The 15,304-nt window shown below is 64.5% G+C and carries 12 protein-coding genes; 3 read left to right on the forward strand and 9 right to left on the reverse strand.

What is annotated here, in order from left to right; all coding sequences use genetic code 11:
* The first annotated feature begins 19 nt into the window (after nt 1-19).
* Nucleotides 20-673: a carboxylesterase family protein gene (locus tag MRBLMU1_RS21905; RefSeq protein WP_363506509.1), complete on the forward strand. Its 654-nt coding sequence runs from the start codon at nt 20-22 to the stop codon at nt 671-673.
* Between the two features lie 378 nt (nt 674-1,051).
* Complete coding sequence (locus tag MRBLMU1_RS21910) at nt 1,052-1,384, forward strand: hypothetical protein (protein ID WP_363505698.1); 333 nt, start codon at nt 1,052-1,054, stop codon at nt 1,382-1,384.
* 25 nt (nt 1,385-1,409) lie between these two features.
* Here the strand turns inward: MRBLMU1_RS21910 and MRBLMU1_RS21915 are convergent, their stop codons facing one another.
* Nucleotides 1,410-3,410 carry a TonB-dependent receptor gene (locus MRBLMU1_RS21915; RefSeq protein WP_363505701.1) on the reverse strand — a complete coding sequence of 667 codons (2,001 nt, stop codon included), beginning with the start codon at nt 3,408-3,410 and terminating at the stop codon, nt 1,410-1,412.
* Nucleotides 3,411-3,503: 93 nt separating this feature from the next.
* Complete coding sequence (locus tag MRBLMU1_RS21920; protein ID WP_363505704.1) at nt 3,504-3,818, reverse strand: hypothetical protein; 315 nt, start codon at nt 3,816-3,818, stop codon at nt 3,504-3,506.
* Nucleotides 3,819-4,017: 199 nt separating this feature from the next.
* On the opposite strand from MRBLMU1_RS21920, the gene MRBLMU1_RS21925 reads away from it, so the two are divergent.
* Entirely contained in the window at nt 4,018-4,254 is a 237-nt protein-coding gene (locus tag MRBLMU1_RS21925; RefSeq protein WP_363505707.1) for a hypothetical protein, read from the forward strand.
* Nucleotides 4,255-4,275: 21 nt separating this feature from the next.
* On the opposite strand, the gene MRBLMU1_RS21930 is transcribed toward MRBLMU1_RS21925, so the two are convergent.
* The 7 genes from MRBLMU1_RS21930 to MRBLMU1_RS21960 form a co-directional block, all read right to left on the reverse strand.
* Complete coding sequence (locus MRBLMU1_RS21930; RefSeq protein ID WP_363505710.1) at nt 4,276-4,464, reverse strand: hypothetical protein; 189 nt, start codon at nt 4,462-4,464, stop codon at nt 4,276-4,278.
* 117 nt (nt 4,465-4,581) lie between these two features.
* A complete protein-coding gene (locus MRBLMU1_RS21935) occupies nt 4,582-6,876 on the reverse strand; it encodes an FdhF/YdeP family oxidoreductase (RefSeq protein ID WP_363505712.1) in 2,295 nt (764 codons plus the stop codon).
* 107 nt (nt 6,877-6,983) lie between these two features.
* On the reverse strand, nt 6,984-9,827 hold the full coding sequence (locus MRBLMU1_RS21940; protein WP_363505715.1) for a TonB-dependent receptor: 2,844 nt from the start codon (nt 9,825-9,827) through the stop codon (nt 6,984-6,986).
* Between the two features lie 88 nt (nt 9,828-9,915).
* Nucleotides 9,916-10,851 carry a carbohydrate kinase family protein gene (locus MRBLMU1_RS21945; protein WP_363505718.1) on the reverse strand — a complete coding sequence of 312 codons (936 nt, stop codon included), beginning with the start codon at nt 10,849-10,851 and terminating at the stop codon, nt 9,916-9,918.
* Nucleotides 10,848-11,966, reverse strand: a complete 1,119-nt coding sequence (locus tag MRBLMU1_RS21950) for an ABC transporter ATP-binding protein (protein ID WP_363505721.1) — start codon at nt 11,964-11,966, stop codon at nt 10,848-10,850. The genes MRBLMU1_RS21945 and MRBLMU1_RS21950 overlap by 4 nt, the downstream gene beginning before the upstream one ends.
* Before the next feature lies 1 nt (nt 11,967).
* Nucleotides 11,968-14,274 carry a GH32 C-terminal domain-containing protein gene (locus MRBLMU1_RS21955; protein WP_363505724.1) on the reverse strand — a complete coding sequence of 769 codons (2,307 nt, stop codon included), beginning with the start codon at nt 14,272-14,274 and terminating at the stop codon, nt 11,968-11,970.
* 48 nt (nt 14,275-14,322) lie between these two features.
* On the reverse strand, nt 14,323-15,300 hold the full coding sequence (locus tag MRBLMU1_RS21960) for a family 43 glycosylhydrolase (protein ID WP_363505727.1): 978 nt from the start codon (nt 15,298-15,300) through the stop codon (nt 14,323-14,325).
* Nucleotides 15,301-15,304: the final 4 nt, after the last annotated feature.

Below are 15,304 nucleotides of genomic sequence, written 5' to 3' on the forward strand. Positions count from 1 at the left end.
GTTCGGGAAGCTGCCGGTGATGCGCGACCGCGCCCGCTACCAGCGCCACGCGGCATATATGTCCGCGCTGTGGCAGACCAACTGCGCGCTCGCCCCGGCCAGCGCGATGATCGCCTCCGGCCACAAGGATGTCTGGGTCTATCGCTTCGACTGGGACGAACAGCCGGCGATACCGCTGATCCAGCCGCATATCTTGCTGGGGGCGGCACACGTGCTGGAAATGGCTTTCGTATTCCGCGATCTGGATGGCGAGTTCGATCCGTTCCGCTCCTTCACGGCGGCCAATCTGCCGGGGCGCAAGGAGGTGTCGGATGCGATGGCCGGGTACTGGACGCACTTCGCCCGTCATGGCGAGCCAGGCGGCGCCGCGCTTCCGGAGTGGCGCCGCTGGAGCGCCAACGCGTCGCAACCGCGCCTGATGGTGTTCGACACCAGCAAGGACGGCGGCACGCGCATGGTGGCGCATGACGGCAGCGTGGCCACGCTGAAAACCTTGCTGGCGCAAGACGCATCGATGCAAAATGATCCGCGCGAGCGCAGCGAACTGTATGGGCGCATGTTCCTGTGGTCGATTTTCGGCGGACGGGAAGCGCAGCCGGCGCTGACGGCGTTCGCGCGCAAGCATGGTTACACTGGGCGGCCGGAGCTGTTGAAGCCGACGTATTGGCCCTGACGCCCCATGTTTGTCACCGACGATAGCCGCGCCCTGCCACGTATAACGGCATCGCGCAAGAGGAATGCTGCGATGCAATATTATTTTTGTGGTTATGCCATGTCACGATTGAATAAGAACGCTTGCTTATGCTACTCTTTCAGCACACATACAGGCACAGCCTCGTAAAACCGGGTCTACGCGGCGGCACGACGTTGTCTTGTGCAGCGCGACAAGCAGGCTGAGAAACCAGTGTTTCTTTCAAGTGAGGTTCACATGGCTGAGTCAAGTTCATTCGCACGCGATGGTCATTACATTGTCTGTACGCCAACAAGGTCCGAGGATGGAAAGTATCGGCCGCGTTTCCGCATTTATCGCGGCAGCACGTCGGCGTGCGAGATGGTACATGAGCAGGTTTTCCCGTCGGAGGAATTCGGCTCCGCCCCCGACGCCAACCGCTACGCGGCCGAAGTGGCCACATACTGGCTCGATCAATGGCCGATCAAGGGTTCCTACATCCGCGCCACCGACGGACGGACGTTTTCGTATCTGGGGACCTACAGCGTCGGCCACGGCGCCGACTGGAACGCGCGCGTCTATTGCGACGGCGATTTAAAGGGAACGCCAAGCGGCGTCTTCGTCTACAACTTTTTCCGCCACGAGAACATCACCCACGCGGCGGAAAACATGATCGTCGAATCGATCAACCACGGCATCGGCATCAGGGATTGATGCCGATGCCGCCAAACGTGAACGCTTAGAACTTCGCGCGCACGCCGAACACCACGTTACGGCCCGGCAGTGGCGAAATATCCTTCAACACCGACGTCGATACGCGGATCTCGTCGTTGGTCAGATTCTTCGCCAGCAGGAACCACGTCAAATCGTAGGCACCGACCTTCTGCGTGTATGACACATTGGCGTTGACCTGGTTGTAGCTCGGCGTATCGGTGCTCTCGAACGTGGCCAGGCGATCCTGCGACTGCGCGTGCACCAGCGACACGCCCGCGCGCCATTGCCCCATCTTGTAGCCGGTGCTGGCGCCGACGCGGGTGGCAGGTTGCAGCGGCAGGTTGCCGCCCTGATCCAGCTTGCCGCGCGTGGTATCGGCAAACACGCGGCCCGACCAGCCGGCGCCGTGCGGATTGTACTCCAGCTCCGCCTCGGCGCCCTGGATGGTGGCATCGGCCTGCAGGAAAATACGCTGACGCAGTTCGTCGCCCGGATTGCCCTCTTCGTCCACCAACTGGCCGGTGATCTGGCCGTAAATGAAATCGCTGACCTTATTGCGGAACAGATTGGCCTTCCAACGCACCAGGCCCGTGGTCTTCTGCAGCGACAGCTCGATATTGCGCGAGGTCTCCTTGTTGAAATCGGCGTTACCGATATCGAAGGTGACGGTGGCGTCGTGCGGACCGGCCGAATACAGTTCCTCGGTCGCCGGTGCGCGCTGCGCATACGACAGCGTCGCGCCCAGGCCATAGCCCGGCACGAACGGCCACATGCCGCCGACCGACGCCGATTTCAGGTCGAACGAGCGATCGACGCCGGTGACCGGCTTGCGCTTGACCCGCTCAACGCGCGCGCCGGCGTTCACGCGCACCACGCCGACGTCGGTCTCCTCGACCAGGAAGGCGGCGGTCGACGTCGAATGCGTGACCGGCACGGTGTCGGCGCCGCCTTCGGCGCTCAGCGCCGAAAAGTGGGTGTTCTCGGTCTGCACGCCGAAGGTGCCATGCCAGCCGGCGACCGGCTTGTGCGTCAGCTCGGCGCGCGTTTCCAGCGAACGGTTTTTGAAAATCACCTCCGGCTGGTTTTCGTCGTTGAGCTCCGCGTGCTCGTAGTCGGTGTAGCCGGCCTTGAACTTGAACGACTCGAATCCCGGCAGCGGCGCTTTCACCAGGCTGTCGATATCGTAGCGGGTCTGCTTCTGATCGATCTTCGAACCTTCGTCGCTCGGAATGCCATACAGGTTGGTCAGGTGCGACACCGACGCGCCGACGAAGCCCCAGCTATCGACATACGACGAGCCGACACCGGCGTTGCGCTGGCGCGTCTCCGAATGCGGCAGGCGGCCCGACGCGGAGTCCGGATCGTTCATCACCCGGTTGCCGGGGATTTTGTAGTCGTCGGTGTTGCGCGCGTTGCCGTCCACGTGCCAGGCCATCTTGCCCACCGAGCCGTCCAAGGTGCCGGACGCATTGCGGCCGTCGTCGACGGTGCTGCCGCGCGCTTCCAGTTGGCCGGTGAGCTTCGGTTCCAGAACGGTCGGAATACGTTCGTTGACGACGTTAACCAGGCCGCCGATGGCGCCCGAGCCATACAGCAGCGCCGCCGGGCCGCGCAGGATTTCGATCTGCTGCGCCACCGCGCCTTCGCCGGCCACCGCGTGGTCGTTCGACAGGCCCGACACGTCGGAGACGGCCATGCCGTTCTCCAGCATCTTGACGCGCGCGCCTTCCAGGCCGCGAATGATCGGACGCGAGGCGCCGGCGCCGAAGGCCGATGCCGACACGCCCAGTTCCTGCGACAGCGTCTCGCCAAGCGAGCTGCCTACCTTGTCGCGCAACTCGTCGCCGGACAGCACCTTGGCCGGGGTCAGAATCTGGTCGCTGTCGGAATCGCCGAAAGGCGTGGCGGTGACGATCACGCGCGGAACGGCGCCGTCGGTGGACTTGGTGGCGGTGGACTGCGCGTGCGCCAGGGTGGACAAGGCGGACAGGATCGCGCTGGCCAGCAGCGTGCGTGGGATATTCATGGGTAAACCTCTAGCTAAAAAACATGACGGGTCGCACCGTGGATAGCCGAAGCCGGACCACGGTGACGCAAAATTCAGGACGGATTTCGGGTGTCAGGCCAGAGGGGGAGCGCGGGACTGGAAGACGCAAACGGTGCGTTCGCATTCGGAGAGGGTGGCGGGCGTGGCGATCACGCCGCCGCCGATGGCGACGACGGCGACCGTCACCGGCGGCGAGGTCAGTGCCGCCGCCACCTGGGCGACGGTGACGCATTCGGCACAGACCTTGTGCACCGCGATGCGTTTGCGGGTTTCGGCCTGCTCCTCGCTGCTAAACTCGGCGTCCGACTGTGTTACGTCGACCCAGTGCGAATAGACGTGCGCCACCCCGATCTGCTGCGTAAAGAGCAGCAGAAACGCGAGAAACACATGAATGATCGGACGGCGATGCATCGGTCGGAGGTGGCCGGAGAGATAACGAAGGCATTATTCTAACCGCAACGCACGAAAAAGGGGGCCTGCCTCGAAGCAAGGGGCATCAGTCCTACATGCAAGCCGCTTGCACGCCGACAGTCCCCGAACTCAGCAGTGGATAAGATGGGACACACCCATCTATAAGGACAACATCATGAAAAAGCTCACCGCACCGGCGAAATTCGCCTTGACAATGATCCTTACGGCGGCCGCCGTCAGCGGCTGCAAGAAGCAGGACGCCGATCCGGTCGCGCCCGAAACGAAGATCGGCGCCACCCCGGACGCGGGCAACATCACCCCGCCTGTACCGGGCAACGAACTGCCTCCTCCTGCGGCGGCGGCACCGAACCCGATGCCTATGCCGGAAGCGAACACCCCGGCATCGCACTAAGCCGCAGAGGCCGCAACCAAACTACGCGGCCTCCGCCTGACCGAAAACACCCACCTCGTCCCGCTTTCTGCGCGCCAAATTGCTGCGCTGGTTCTCCGGCGCCGCGCTCAACACCTTGTAAGCGATATGCCGCGGCACGCCATGGCTCATGGCGTACTCTGCTGCGGGCTGCAAACCTTCCTGCGGAAGGAGTTCCAACGCTTCGTCCATGATGGCTGCGGTAGCGGTGGGTTTTCGGCGGTCTGATAAGGGCATTTTTCAATTCCACTAAAAATATTTAACAGAATTCAGTTTACTCTCGCCAACGTCATCCGTATGTTCGCCAGTTCACCCCGCCGCCTGCGCGAGGCCGATTCGTATGGCGATCGACTTGGCCGCCGGCACCATGCTCTCCAGCGCATGATGCTCCAAAGCCATCAATGGATTGCATTCCGGGAAATATCCCGCCACACATCCCACCGGAACGTTGTACGCCACCAGCCGCAGCCCGGACACACCGCGCGCGATACCGTCACCGGTCACCGCGGCGGCATCGACCAGATCGCCCTCCTTCAGCCCCAGCCGCGCGATATCCGCCTCATTGATCAGCAACACCCGCCTGCCGCCATGGATGCCGCGAAAACTATCGTGCTCGTTATAGATCGTCGTGTTGAACTGGCTGTCGCTGCGCACCGTGAACAAGCGCAGCACGTCTCCCTGCGGCGTCAGCTGGTCGGGATCGGCATCCAGCACCGTCGGCGCGATGAAATTCGCGCGCCCGTTCGGCGTCTTCCACTTGCGCTCGGCGGCGGGCACCGGCCGGCGGAATCCCCCCGGCGTCCACATGCGCGCGTTGAAATCGTGGAAAATCTCCGGATACGTCTCGGCGATGGCGTCGCGGATGGTGGCATAGTCGGCCACCCAGGCATCCCAATCGACGGCCGGATTCGCCGGCAAAATCGCCTTCGCCAGCCCGGCGATGATCGCCGGCTCCGAGCGCAACAGTTCTCCGGCCGGCTCCGCCCTGCCCTTCGACCCGTGCATGTGGCCGGTGCTGTCCTCGACCGACACCGCCTGCTCGCCGCCGGCCTGCCGGTCCACCTCCAACCTTCCCAGGCAAGGGAGAATGTACGACACGGCTCCATGCACCAGATGGCTGCGATTCAGCTTGGTCGCCACCTGTACGGTCAGCCGCAGCCGCGACCACGCCGCCTCCACGCGCGCGGTATCGGGCACAGCCCGCACGAAGTTGCCTCCCAGCCCGATGAAGGCGCGCACCGAACCATCGAGCACGCCCTCGCAGGTCTCGACCGTGTTCAGCCCCTTGTCGCGCGGCGGCTCGAAGCCGTACTGCTTGGCCAGCTGATCGAGCGGCGCCAATTCCGGCTTTTCCGTGATGCCCACCGTGCGCTGGCCCTGCACATTGGAATGGCCGCGCACCGGACAGATGCCGGCGCCGGGCTTGCCGATATTACCGCGCAGGAGCAACAGATTCGACAGCATCTGCACATTCTGCACGCCCAGCCGGTGCTGCGTCAGCCCCATGCCAAACACGCCGATCACCTTGTTCGCGCCTGCATACACGGCCGCCACCTCTTCCAGGTCGCGGCGGGCCAGGCCCGAAAGGCGCTCGATCTCGCTCCAGCTTTCCTCCCGCGCGCGTTCGACCAGCGCCTCCAGGCCGGCCGTATGCTCGGCGATAAACCCGCTATCGAGCACGCGCGGCGTGCCGGCGGCCAGGGCGGCGTCGTCCGCCGCGATCAGCGCCTTGCACACGCCCAGCATCGCCGCGCTGTCGCCGCCGGCCCGTACCTGCAAATAGTGCGTGCTGATGGTGGTCTCGGCGCCGGTCAGCATTTCGGCCGGCGACTGCGGATTGGCGAAGTGCAGCAGGCCGGTCTCGCGCAGCGGATTGAAGGTAATGATGGGAACACCCCGGCGCCGCGCCTCCTGCAACTGGTGCAGCATCCTCGGGCTGTTGGTGCCGACGTTCTGTCCGAAGAACAGGATGCAGTCGGTCTGCTCGAAATCCTCCAGCGACACGGTGCCGATCGGCACGCCGATGGTCTTGGGCAGCGCCACCGAGGTGCTCTCGTGGCACATATTGGAGCTGTCCGGCAGATTGTTGCAGCCATAGAGCCGCGCCAGCAGCTGGTACATATACGACGCCTCCAGCGAGGCGCGTCCCGAGCAATAGAACACGGTGCTGCGCGGCTCCAGCGCCTTCAGCTCGCGCCCGATCTCGGCGAACGCGCTGTCCCAGTCCACCGGCACATACCGGTCACTGGCGGCGTCCCAGCGCAATGGGGTGGTGAGCCGCCCCACCGCCTCCAGCTGATGGTCGCTCCAGCCCAATAGCTCGCCGACCGTGTGTTCCTCGAAAAAGGCCGCGTCGCAGCGCTTGCCGGTGACTTCCCAAGCGGTGGCCTTGGCGCCGCTTTCGCAAAACTCGAAGGGATGGGGATTGGCCGGTTTGGCCCAGGCGCAGCTGACGCAGGCGACACCGTCCGTTTTGTTCAGGTGGACCAGCAGCTTGCCGCCCTCGAACGGCACATGCTCGTGCAGCAGGGCCGTGGCGACCTTCTTCACCGAACCCCATCCGCCGGCGGGATGTGGATAGGGTTCGGGCGTGGTGGATTTCATGGACCGTCCTTGATAAGAGTATCGGTCCATTCTAGGTCCCGGAGCGGCCAGCCTCTGTATGTCAACGCACGAAGCCGATGACATCGAGACCGGCGTTCCGGGTCAAACTAGAACATGTAGGTCAGGCTGAACCGCAAAGTGCGTCCGAACAGCGGCCTGGCCACGCCACGGTTGCGCGAGCCGTCCGGCGACAGCAGGTCGTTGAACAGCGGGTCGCCTTCCGTGAACGACAACTGGTTGGTCAGGTTGGCCACGTGCAGGTGCGCGCTCAGGCGCTCGGTGATCTGGTACTGCGCGCCCGCGTTGATGATGTGATACGACGGGAACAGGGTCACGTTGCTGTCGGACGCCTCGGAGAAGCGCGAGCCGTAGTGCTGGTATTGCGCGTACACGCTCACCGGGATATCGGTCAGCGGCTTGAGGTCGAACGACGGCATGAAGTTGAACATCACCTTCGGCAGGCGGCGCGGACGACGTCCATCCTCGCTGACCTGCACGTAGTGATAACCGGTGATGACGCCCTGCGCGTCCTTGTCCTCCTGCGTGGTCGTGTAATTGGCGCCTTTGACCTTCGGATTCTGCATCACCAGGTTACCCTTCAATTCCAGCCCCTGGACAGCGGCCGGACGCCAGGACAATTCGACTTCCGCGCCGACGTTCTGGATACCGCGCTGATAGAGCTGCGCAACGTCCGGACAGGAATTGATCTGCGTGACGCCACCGGCGCTGGTGCATTGCGACGACTGGATGTCCTTGTAGATGTTGACGGCGCTACGCGGCGAGAACTTGTTGTAGAACGCCGCCACCGACGCGCCAAAGCCACGGGTCAGATAACGCAGGCCCATTTCGTACTGGCGGATATGCTCCACCGCGCTGACCTCCACCGTCCGGCCATTGACGACGGTGGCCGTCGCCGTGGTCAGGTTGTTAATGTCCTCCAGACTAGGCAGGCGGAAGGAATCGGACGCCAGGCCATAGACCGCAAAAGCCTTGCTGAAGCTGTAGTTACCGCCCAGCGACCAGCCGAAGCCGTGATACGTCTTGTTCAAGGTCTGCGGAGCGCCCGGCAGGCTCACTTCATTGTCCGCCGTCGTATCCTGGGTCGAGCCCACAACCACATTCGCAGGCGTCAGATCGGTGATGACGTTGCGATCGCGCCGAGCGCCGTCCGCCTTCAGGTTCTGCCAGCGCACGCCGGCATCGATCTTCAGCTTGTTGCCCATGGTTTCCCAGTGGTCGAGCAGATAGGCGGCGTTGCCGTCGCCCCGGATATCGCTGACAAAACCGCCCCATCCCGGCAGGATCGCCCCGCCCTGCGTCAGGCTCGGGCCGACCTGGTTGCCCTGCGCGTCCACCGCGATCAGATCGACCGGGCGCGATTGATTGGAGACGTCGCTGACCAACAGCGCCTGCTGGAAGTTGGGCTTGTAGCTATAGCGGCTCTTGTACACGCCAAAGGTCAGATCATGCGAGCCTTTGAGCTCGAAGGACTTCTGCGTCTTCAGGTCGAGCGAGGTGCTGGAGGCATCGACGTCGGCGACGAACGGGATCATGAAGTTCAGGTTCGCCGAAGCGGGAACCGCAGTGCCATCGTTCAGATAACGTCCCGCCACGCCGGTGGCCTTGGCGTAACGCCTGATGAAGTCCTCGCGGCTGATGTTGGCGAAGGCGCCGCAGGCCTGGCTGGCCGGAACATTGAAGAAGCCTATAAGCTTGGCGTTATTCAGGTTGCAGGCCAGCGCGGCGCCGTGCGCCGGCGAAATCACGTCGTTCTGATAGCGGGCGTTGAGGAAGTTGGTCGATGTCGCCGTGTCGTTGCCGGTGAAGACGGCGTTGAAGCCGTTGGTGCCGGTGGTGTGCCGCAGGCCTGCGGAGAGTTTCCAGCCATCCTTCAACTCGTGCGAACCGCTCAGCGTGAACATCTTGAAATCCGGATGGATGCCGTCGGCCTGGTCGATCGTGCGCGTGCCGTACTCGCCGATCATGTTGAACTTGCGGTTGTACTGCGAGGCGGTGGTGCCGTGCGCGAAGTCGATCCCCAACGGCTCGATGGTGTCCTGGTTGATCTTGGTCGGATTGGCCGGCGTGCCTGGATTGGCGAAACGCGGCACCGAAATCGGCAGGTTCTGATAGAACGCGGTGCGGTCGTTGATCACCAGCGCATCACCGCGCAAGGTAGTCTTGCGATCGTTGCTGGTGTAGACCAGATTGCCGCGTACCTGGCCGCCACGGTCCGCGGTATAGCCGGTGTCGCGCACGCCGTCGCTGCGGCGATAGAAGCCGCCGACGGCACCTGTCAGGTTGGGACTCAGCGGACCGGAAACAAAGGCGTCCTGGCGGATGAAGCCATAGTCGGCGTACTCGATCTTGTAGCCGCCCGCCAGCCGGTCGCCGCCGGTGCGCGTGACGTGGTTGACCGTCGCGCCCAGGCCATTCGAATACAGGATGCCGCCCGGGCCGCCCTTGACCAGTTCCACGCTCTCGGTCATCAAGTCATCGCGGATGAAGACGTCGTTGTTCATGAATGGCGCCTCCGGCTCCTCGAAGGCCGGCAAGCCGTCGATCAGTTGCGGCGCGAAGCGATAGCCGCCGGTGACCGGCAGGCCGCGCACCGTGATGTTGTTACTGGCCTCGCCGGCGCTGCCGCCTTCCGAGTAGATGCCCGGGAAGTTCGCCAGCATGTCGGCGGTGCTCATTGGCGCCAGGCGCTGGATCTCTTCGGCCGTCAGCGTGTTGATCGAGAACGTGGCGTTCTTCTTGGTCGTCGATTTGGTCACGCCGGTGACGATGACGACCGCCGACGGATCGTTGCCATTGGCCTCGGCGGTCTGCTGGCCGCTGACGGCGGCGGTGCTGTTCTGCTGCGCGAACACCAGCGCGGGCGCCAGACAGATCGCCAGCGCCGCCGAACGAGCGATGTAACGGTTGTAACGATTGATCGGGTAAGTCATTTCGCATCTCCTTTTATGATTATCAGCCGCGCTGCGACGGCCTGTGTAAGTTTTGGTTGTCCAACGTTGTCATGACGGTTACAGGACTTTATCGGTGGTCGCGCACCTCCTCCAGCCGCGGCATATCGGCGCCGCGCCGGGAACAGGTGATGGCGGCGGCGCGGCCGGCAAAGGCCAGCGCCGATTGCAGCGCTTGCGCGTCCAGCTCCTTCAAAGCGTCGCGCGTCAGCAGGCCTTGCTCGTCCAGGTGCGACAGCAGCGCCGCCTGGAAGGTGTCGCCGGCGCCGACGGTATCGACCACGTCGACCTTCAGGGCCGGCAGTTCCAGCGCCAGCGTCGCGGTCGCGGCCAGCACGCCCTCGCCGCCGCGCGTGACCACCACCAGCGCCACGCCGGCATCCAGCGCCCGGTCCATGAACGCCCGTGGCGACAGGCCGGGATACAGGTGGCCGATATCCTCGTCGCTAATCTTCAGCAGGTCCGTCATCGGCAGCATCCACGCGATGGCGTCGGTCCAGACCTGGCGCTCCGGCTGGATCGTCAGCCGCACGTTGGGGTCGAAGGCGATCAGGCTGCGGCCGTGCTGGCGCGTGACCAGGGCACGCAGGGTCGATGCGACAGGTTCGACAGCCATGCAATAGGAGCCGACATGGATCGCCGCCGCATCCAGCGGCACGCGCTCGAGGTCCGCGATGGTCACGGAGCGCTCGGCGGTCTGGTTGCCGTACAAGGTGTAGGCCGGCACGCCATCGGCGTCGACGTCGATGGTGACCAGCGCCGTCGCCGCATCCGGCCTTGGAGCGCAAGAAGTGTCGACACCTTCGCGCGCCAGCGTATCGGCCAGCTTGCGGCCGAACAGGTCCGCCGACAGCCCGCCGAAGAACATCGGCCTCCGGCCCAGCCGCGCCAGGCCGATCGCCAGGTTGAAGGGCGAACCGCCCACCCGCGCCGACAACGCGAAACCGGTGGCGGTATCGCCGTCGGAAAACACATCGAACAAAGCCTCGCCACATACGATGATCATGCCGCCTCCGCTGCGCCGGCCATACCGGCTGCCATATTGTTTACATTGCCTGGCTCGATGCGCAGGCCGCCTTCGTCGAAAACATGCACCCTGCCCGCCATCGGACTCACGCGCCACGCCGAGTTGGCCGCCGGGGGTTCACCTTTGACCACCACCATCAGCGGCTTGGCCAGGCCGGCCACGGCAAGATGCACATAGGACTCCGCGCCCAGTCTTTCGACCAGGATTACCTCGCCTTGGATCGCTCCTTGCGGGTCGGCCACCAGATGCTCCGGCCGGATGCCGACGGTCACGGCGCCGGCCGGCGCATCGGCCGGCGCCGGCCAGTCCAGCCCCGCGCCGCCGATCCGCAAGCTGCCATCGGCGTCAAGCGAGCCGGCCACCAGATTCATCTTCGGGCTGCCGATAAAGCCGGCGACGAAGACATTGGCCGGATGGTCGTACAAGTGCATCGGCGCGCCGATCTGCTGCACGCCGGCGGGACCCAGCACGACGATGCGGTCGGCCAGGGTCATCGCTTCTACCTGGTCGTGCGTCACATAAACCATGGTGGCGGCCAGCTGCTTGTGCAGGCGGGCGATCTCCACCCGCATGTCGGCCCGCAGCGCGGCGTCCAGATTGGACAACGGCTCGTCGAACAGGAACGCGCGCGGCTTGCGCACGATGGCGCGGCCGATGGCGACACGCTGCCGCTGGCCGCCGGACAGCTGCGGCGGACGGCGATCGAGCAGATGCTCCATTTGCAGCATCTTCGCCACCGCGTGCACGGCGACCTTGATCTCCGCCTTGGGAACGCGCGCCAGTCGCAGGCCGAAGGCGATGTTCTCGAACACGCTCATGTGCGCATACAAGGCATAGCTCTGGAATACCATCGACAAACCGCGCTTGGCCGGCGGCGTGTCGTTGACCGTCACGCCATCGATGCGGATCTCTCCGGCGCTGATTTCCTCCAGTCCCGCGATCATGCGCAGCAACGTCGATTTGCCGCAGCCCGAAGGGCCGACCAGCACCACGAATTCACCGTCTTCTATCGTGAAGTCGACGCCGCGCAGAATGTACTGCGACTCCTTACCGGGGTAGGTCTTGCCCACCCCTTGCAATGCGATTGTGGCCATCTCAGTTTCCTTTCACGGTGGCGCCCATCGCCCATACCTTGAGCGAGACGACGCGGTCGCCGGGCGCCGCCAGCAACGCCAGCCCGTCCGCGTCAGCGCGGGTTGGGTAGGTTCGGCTGGTGAGGCTCTTGCGCTCATTGACATAGGCCTCGACCATCGAGCGGTCGAGGAACACGCGCATGCGCAGGTTCTCCGATCCCGGATCGAAGGCGCCGCCCTGCACCCCGTACGACTTGCCTTCGGAGGTTCGTGTGCGGTCGATTTCCAGACGCCGCGCGGCACCGTCGACGTATAAATCGGTGGCCTCGGCCCGGCCGGGAGCCACCCGTACGCTCAGACCGCGCTTCGCCGCCTGCGGGGAAGGCGCCAGCTCAAGTTCGATCTCCAGTCCATCGCCGCGCAGCGCCGCCAGCGCCTTGGCCGCGTCGTCCACGCCGGCGTCGCGCAGATCCACCAATTGCCGGCGGCGCAGGCTGGCCAACTCGCCGATAGGCGCCAGCCGCAGATCGCCGTCCGCGCCCAGCGACAGCGCGACCGGCAAGCCGCCGTTGTGCGCCCAGCCGGCGTCCCACTCGTCGCGCAGCATGCGTTCGCCCTGCGCGATCGAGAAGACTATCGAGCGGCCGGTCTTGGGATCGACAAATCCGCTTGGACCGGAGAAGTGTCCCTGGCCGACATCGAACACGCGCGGAGCCTCGCTATCTGGTTTGAAGCGCGCGCTGGCGGCGTCGAACACGCCGATCCAGTAATAGGCCTGGCCGCGCACATCGTTCAGGAACACGTGCCGCTGACGGCCATCGGCGCCTTTACCGATCGGCAGCAGCACCGGCAGCTCCCAGGTCTTTTCGAAGTCGGGGAAAGGCTTGGCATCGATCGAGAATAGCGGACCGCGCGGCTTCCAGTTGATCAAGTCCGACGATTCGTACACCAGCGCCGTGCCACTGCGTCCCGGCAGCGCCGAGCCGACCAGCTGGAACCAGCGCTGGCGGTCGCCGTCGCGGAACACGAACGGATCGCGGAACTCGCCGAAGCGTCCCATGCCCTGCTTCTGCAAAGTGACCGGCGTTGGATATTTTTTCCAGCATGCCAGGTCCGGGTCGCGCACATCGCAAGGCGTTGCCATGCCGGTGCGCTGGTTGGGCCGCGCCTTGTCGTTACCGGCGGTGAAGAACAATACGGGCGTGCCATCGGCGGCGTGGGTGGCGCTGCCGGACCAGATGCCATCGGTCGCCAGGCCGTCGTCTTCCGGCGCCAGCGCGATGGGAAGCTCGCGCCAGTGCACCATGTCGGCGCTGGCCCAGTGCCCCCAATGAATCTGATGCCAGAACGGGCCGAAAGGATTCTTCTGGAAGAACAGGTGATATTGGCCCTGATAGTAGAACGGCGCGTGCGGCTCGTTCATCCAGCCGGCATCCGGCATCACGTGGTACTGCGGACGGTGGCGGTCGCCGTCGAAGGTGCTCGCCGGGACGTTCATATCGGCGGGCGACAGCTTCGGCGCCTTACCCGCGCGCGGCGCCAGATCGGCGGCGACGATGCGTGCCACCGCGACGGCATCGGACGGGCCGGCGCCGACACGCACCTCGTCCATCAAGCCCAGGAAGGTATTGAGTTTGAAGACGCCGCCGATCTGCTCCGGTCGCGAGTAGCGACCGATTGTCAGCGGCAGATCCGGCATGCCGAAGCGGCCCGTCGAAGGCGTCACCTTTTCGGCGACCTGTTCACCGTTCAAGAACAGGGCCACCCGCCGCGTGGCCGGATCGTAGCTCGCCGCCACATGCGACCAGGTATCGCGCGGCAACTTGCGATCGGTGACGCGCACATCGAGCACGGCTCCGCCAAAGCCCACCTTGATGCCCCAGGTGCCGAAACGATAGACGCCAAACGAAAAACCCTGCCTGGCCTCCGCGTCGAACTGGCTGACGAACGCGGAATAATGCCCGCCATCGCCCCACTCGAATGCGTGCGGCGCCACCCATGCGCTCAGCGTGAAGCCGCTTTGCAGTTGGGCGCTGGTCAACGCGGGTGCCGTCACGTCCGTCGAATAGCCGTCGAACAGCAGGCAGCCCTGCTGAATGCAGTTGGCCGCCGGCCGCCACAACGGCGACGAGTCGGGCTTGAAGCGCGCGCGGTTGAACACGTAGTTCACCTGGTCGCGGCGTCCGGACACCTGCTCGACGGTCTGGCTGCCACCCTGTTCGTCCAGCCCCCAGCGGGCCAGCGGCGGCGCGTCGGCGGCCGCCATGGCCTGCGTGGCGGCCAGCGAAGCCGCCAGCAGCAGACCGGCGATCGCGTGGTGATGATTCATATTGTCTCCTCCAGCTTTCTAATTCTTATGAACGATTGTCTATCGTTGTCATTTCTGTGCCAATGAATCGTCGATCGCATACAGGCCGTTCTCCAACCGCAGCGGGATCGGATCGCAGATCTGGCCGACGAACTGGCCGTCCGCGCCGGTGTCCTCGAACGCCATCAGGCAGTCGTTGCCGGTTACCGGGTCGCGCAGGATTTTTCCCGCGTAGCGGCGGCACGGAATATCGCCATCGAGGAAGCCTGGCGCCGGCTGCCATGGTCCGAGCGGATTGTCCGCCACCAGATAGTGGGTGCCGGAGACGCCGCCCTTGTACTGCGCGCGCATCTCTTCGGTCCAATGCGCGGCGACATTACAAAACACGCAGAACCAGCGGCCATCGCGCTCGAACACCTGCGGCACCTCCAGCTGGCCATAGTGGCCGCCGGCGTAGACCGGCTCCGTCGCCGTCCAGTTCACGAGATCTGGCGACACCGCGTGGCCGATGACGCCGCGCGCATACAGCGGACCGTCATTGCGGCGCGCGGTGTAGAACATGTGATACTGACCGTCGATTTTATCCGCCAGTACCCAGGGATCGCGCAAGGCGCGGTCGTGCCAGCGGCCTTCCTCGTATTCCTCATAAAAGCGCTCGTCCAGATCGAGCGCCAGACCGCTGCCGACACGCTCCCAAGGGCCGTCCAGGCTATCCGACGTGGCATGGCCGATGCGCTGGCGCATGCCGTTTTCGGCGCGGCAGGTGCCGGTGTAGAACAGGTGATAGCGCCCTTCGGCCCTGATCACGGAACCGGTCCAGGTGGTGTAATCGTCCCACGCCGGCGAGGCCGAAGGACCGAACGCCGTACCCAGCGAGGTCCAGGTGCGCAGGTCCGGCGACACCGCGTGGCCGATCGAGACGTTCCAATGGCGCAGGTCCGGGTTGCCGATGGAGCGGTTGGCCTGCAAGAAGAACAGGTGCTGCTCCCCTGCTTCCTCGAAGTGCCAGAAATCCCAGATGAATTTATCGTTCAGTTTAAGTGTCATGTGT

This window comes from Burkholderia sp. LMU1-1-1.1, assembly GCF_040675865.1.
In the GTDB taxonomy this organism is placed as follows: domain Bacteria; phylum Pseudomonadota; class Gammaproteobacteria; order Burkholderiales; family Burkholderiaceae_D; genus Rugamonas.

What these genes read in the sequence shown, in the direction of transcription:
- MRBLMU1_RS21905 (WP_363506509.1), top strand. Translation starts at nt 20, where the DNA reads ATGCGCGACCGCGCCCGCTACCAGCGCCACGCGGCATATATGTCCGCG.
- MRBLMU1_RS21910 (WP_363505698.1), top strand. Translation starts at nt 1,052, where the DNA reads ATGGTACATGAGCAGGTTTTCCCGTCGGAGGAATTCGGCTCCGCCCCC.
- MRBLMU1_RS21915 (WP_363505701.1), bottom strand. Translation starts at nt 3,410, where the DNA reads ATGAATATCCCACGCACGCTGCTGGCCAGCGCGATCCTGTCCGCCTTG.
- MRBLMU1_RS21925 (WP_363505707.1), top strand. Translation starts at nt 4,018, where the DNA reads ATGAAAAAGCTCACCGCACCGGCGAAATTCGCCTTGACAATGATCCTT.
- MRBLMU1_RS21930 (WP_363505710.1), bottom strand. Translation starts at nt 4,464, where the DNA reads ATGGACGAAGCGTTGGAACTCCTTCCGCAGGAAGGTTTGCAGCCCGCA.
- MRBLMU1_RS21935 (WP_363505712.1), bottom strand. Translation starts at nt 6,876, where the DNA reads ATGAAATCCACCACGCCCGAACCCTATCCACATCCCGCCGGCGGATGG.
- MRBLMU1_RS21940 (WP_363505715.1), bottom strand. Translation starts at nt 9,827, where the DNA reads ATGACTTACCCGATCAATCGTTACAACCGTTACATCGCTCGTTCGGCG.
- MRBLMU1_RS21945 (WP_363505718.1), bottom strand. Translation starts at nt 10,851, where the DNA reads ATGATCATCGTATGTGGCGAGGCTTTGTTCGATGTGTTTTCCGACGGC.
- MRBLMU1_RS21950 (WP_363505721.1), bottom strand. Translation starts at nt 11,966, where the DNA reads ATGGCCACAATCGCATTGCAAGGGGTGGGCAAGACCTACCCCGGTAAG.
- MRBLMU1_RS21955 (WP_363505724.1), bottom strand. Translation starts at nt 14,274, where the DNA reads ATGAATCATCACCACGCGATCGCCGGTCTGCTGCTGGCGGCTTCGCTG.
- MRBLMU1_RS21960 (WP_363505727.1), bottom strand. Translation starts at nt 15,300, where the DNA reads ATGACACTTAAACTGAACGATAAATTCATCTGGGATTTCTGGCACTTC.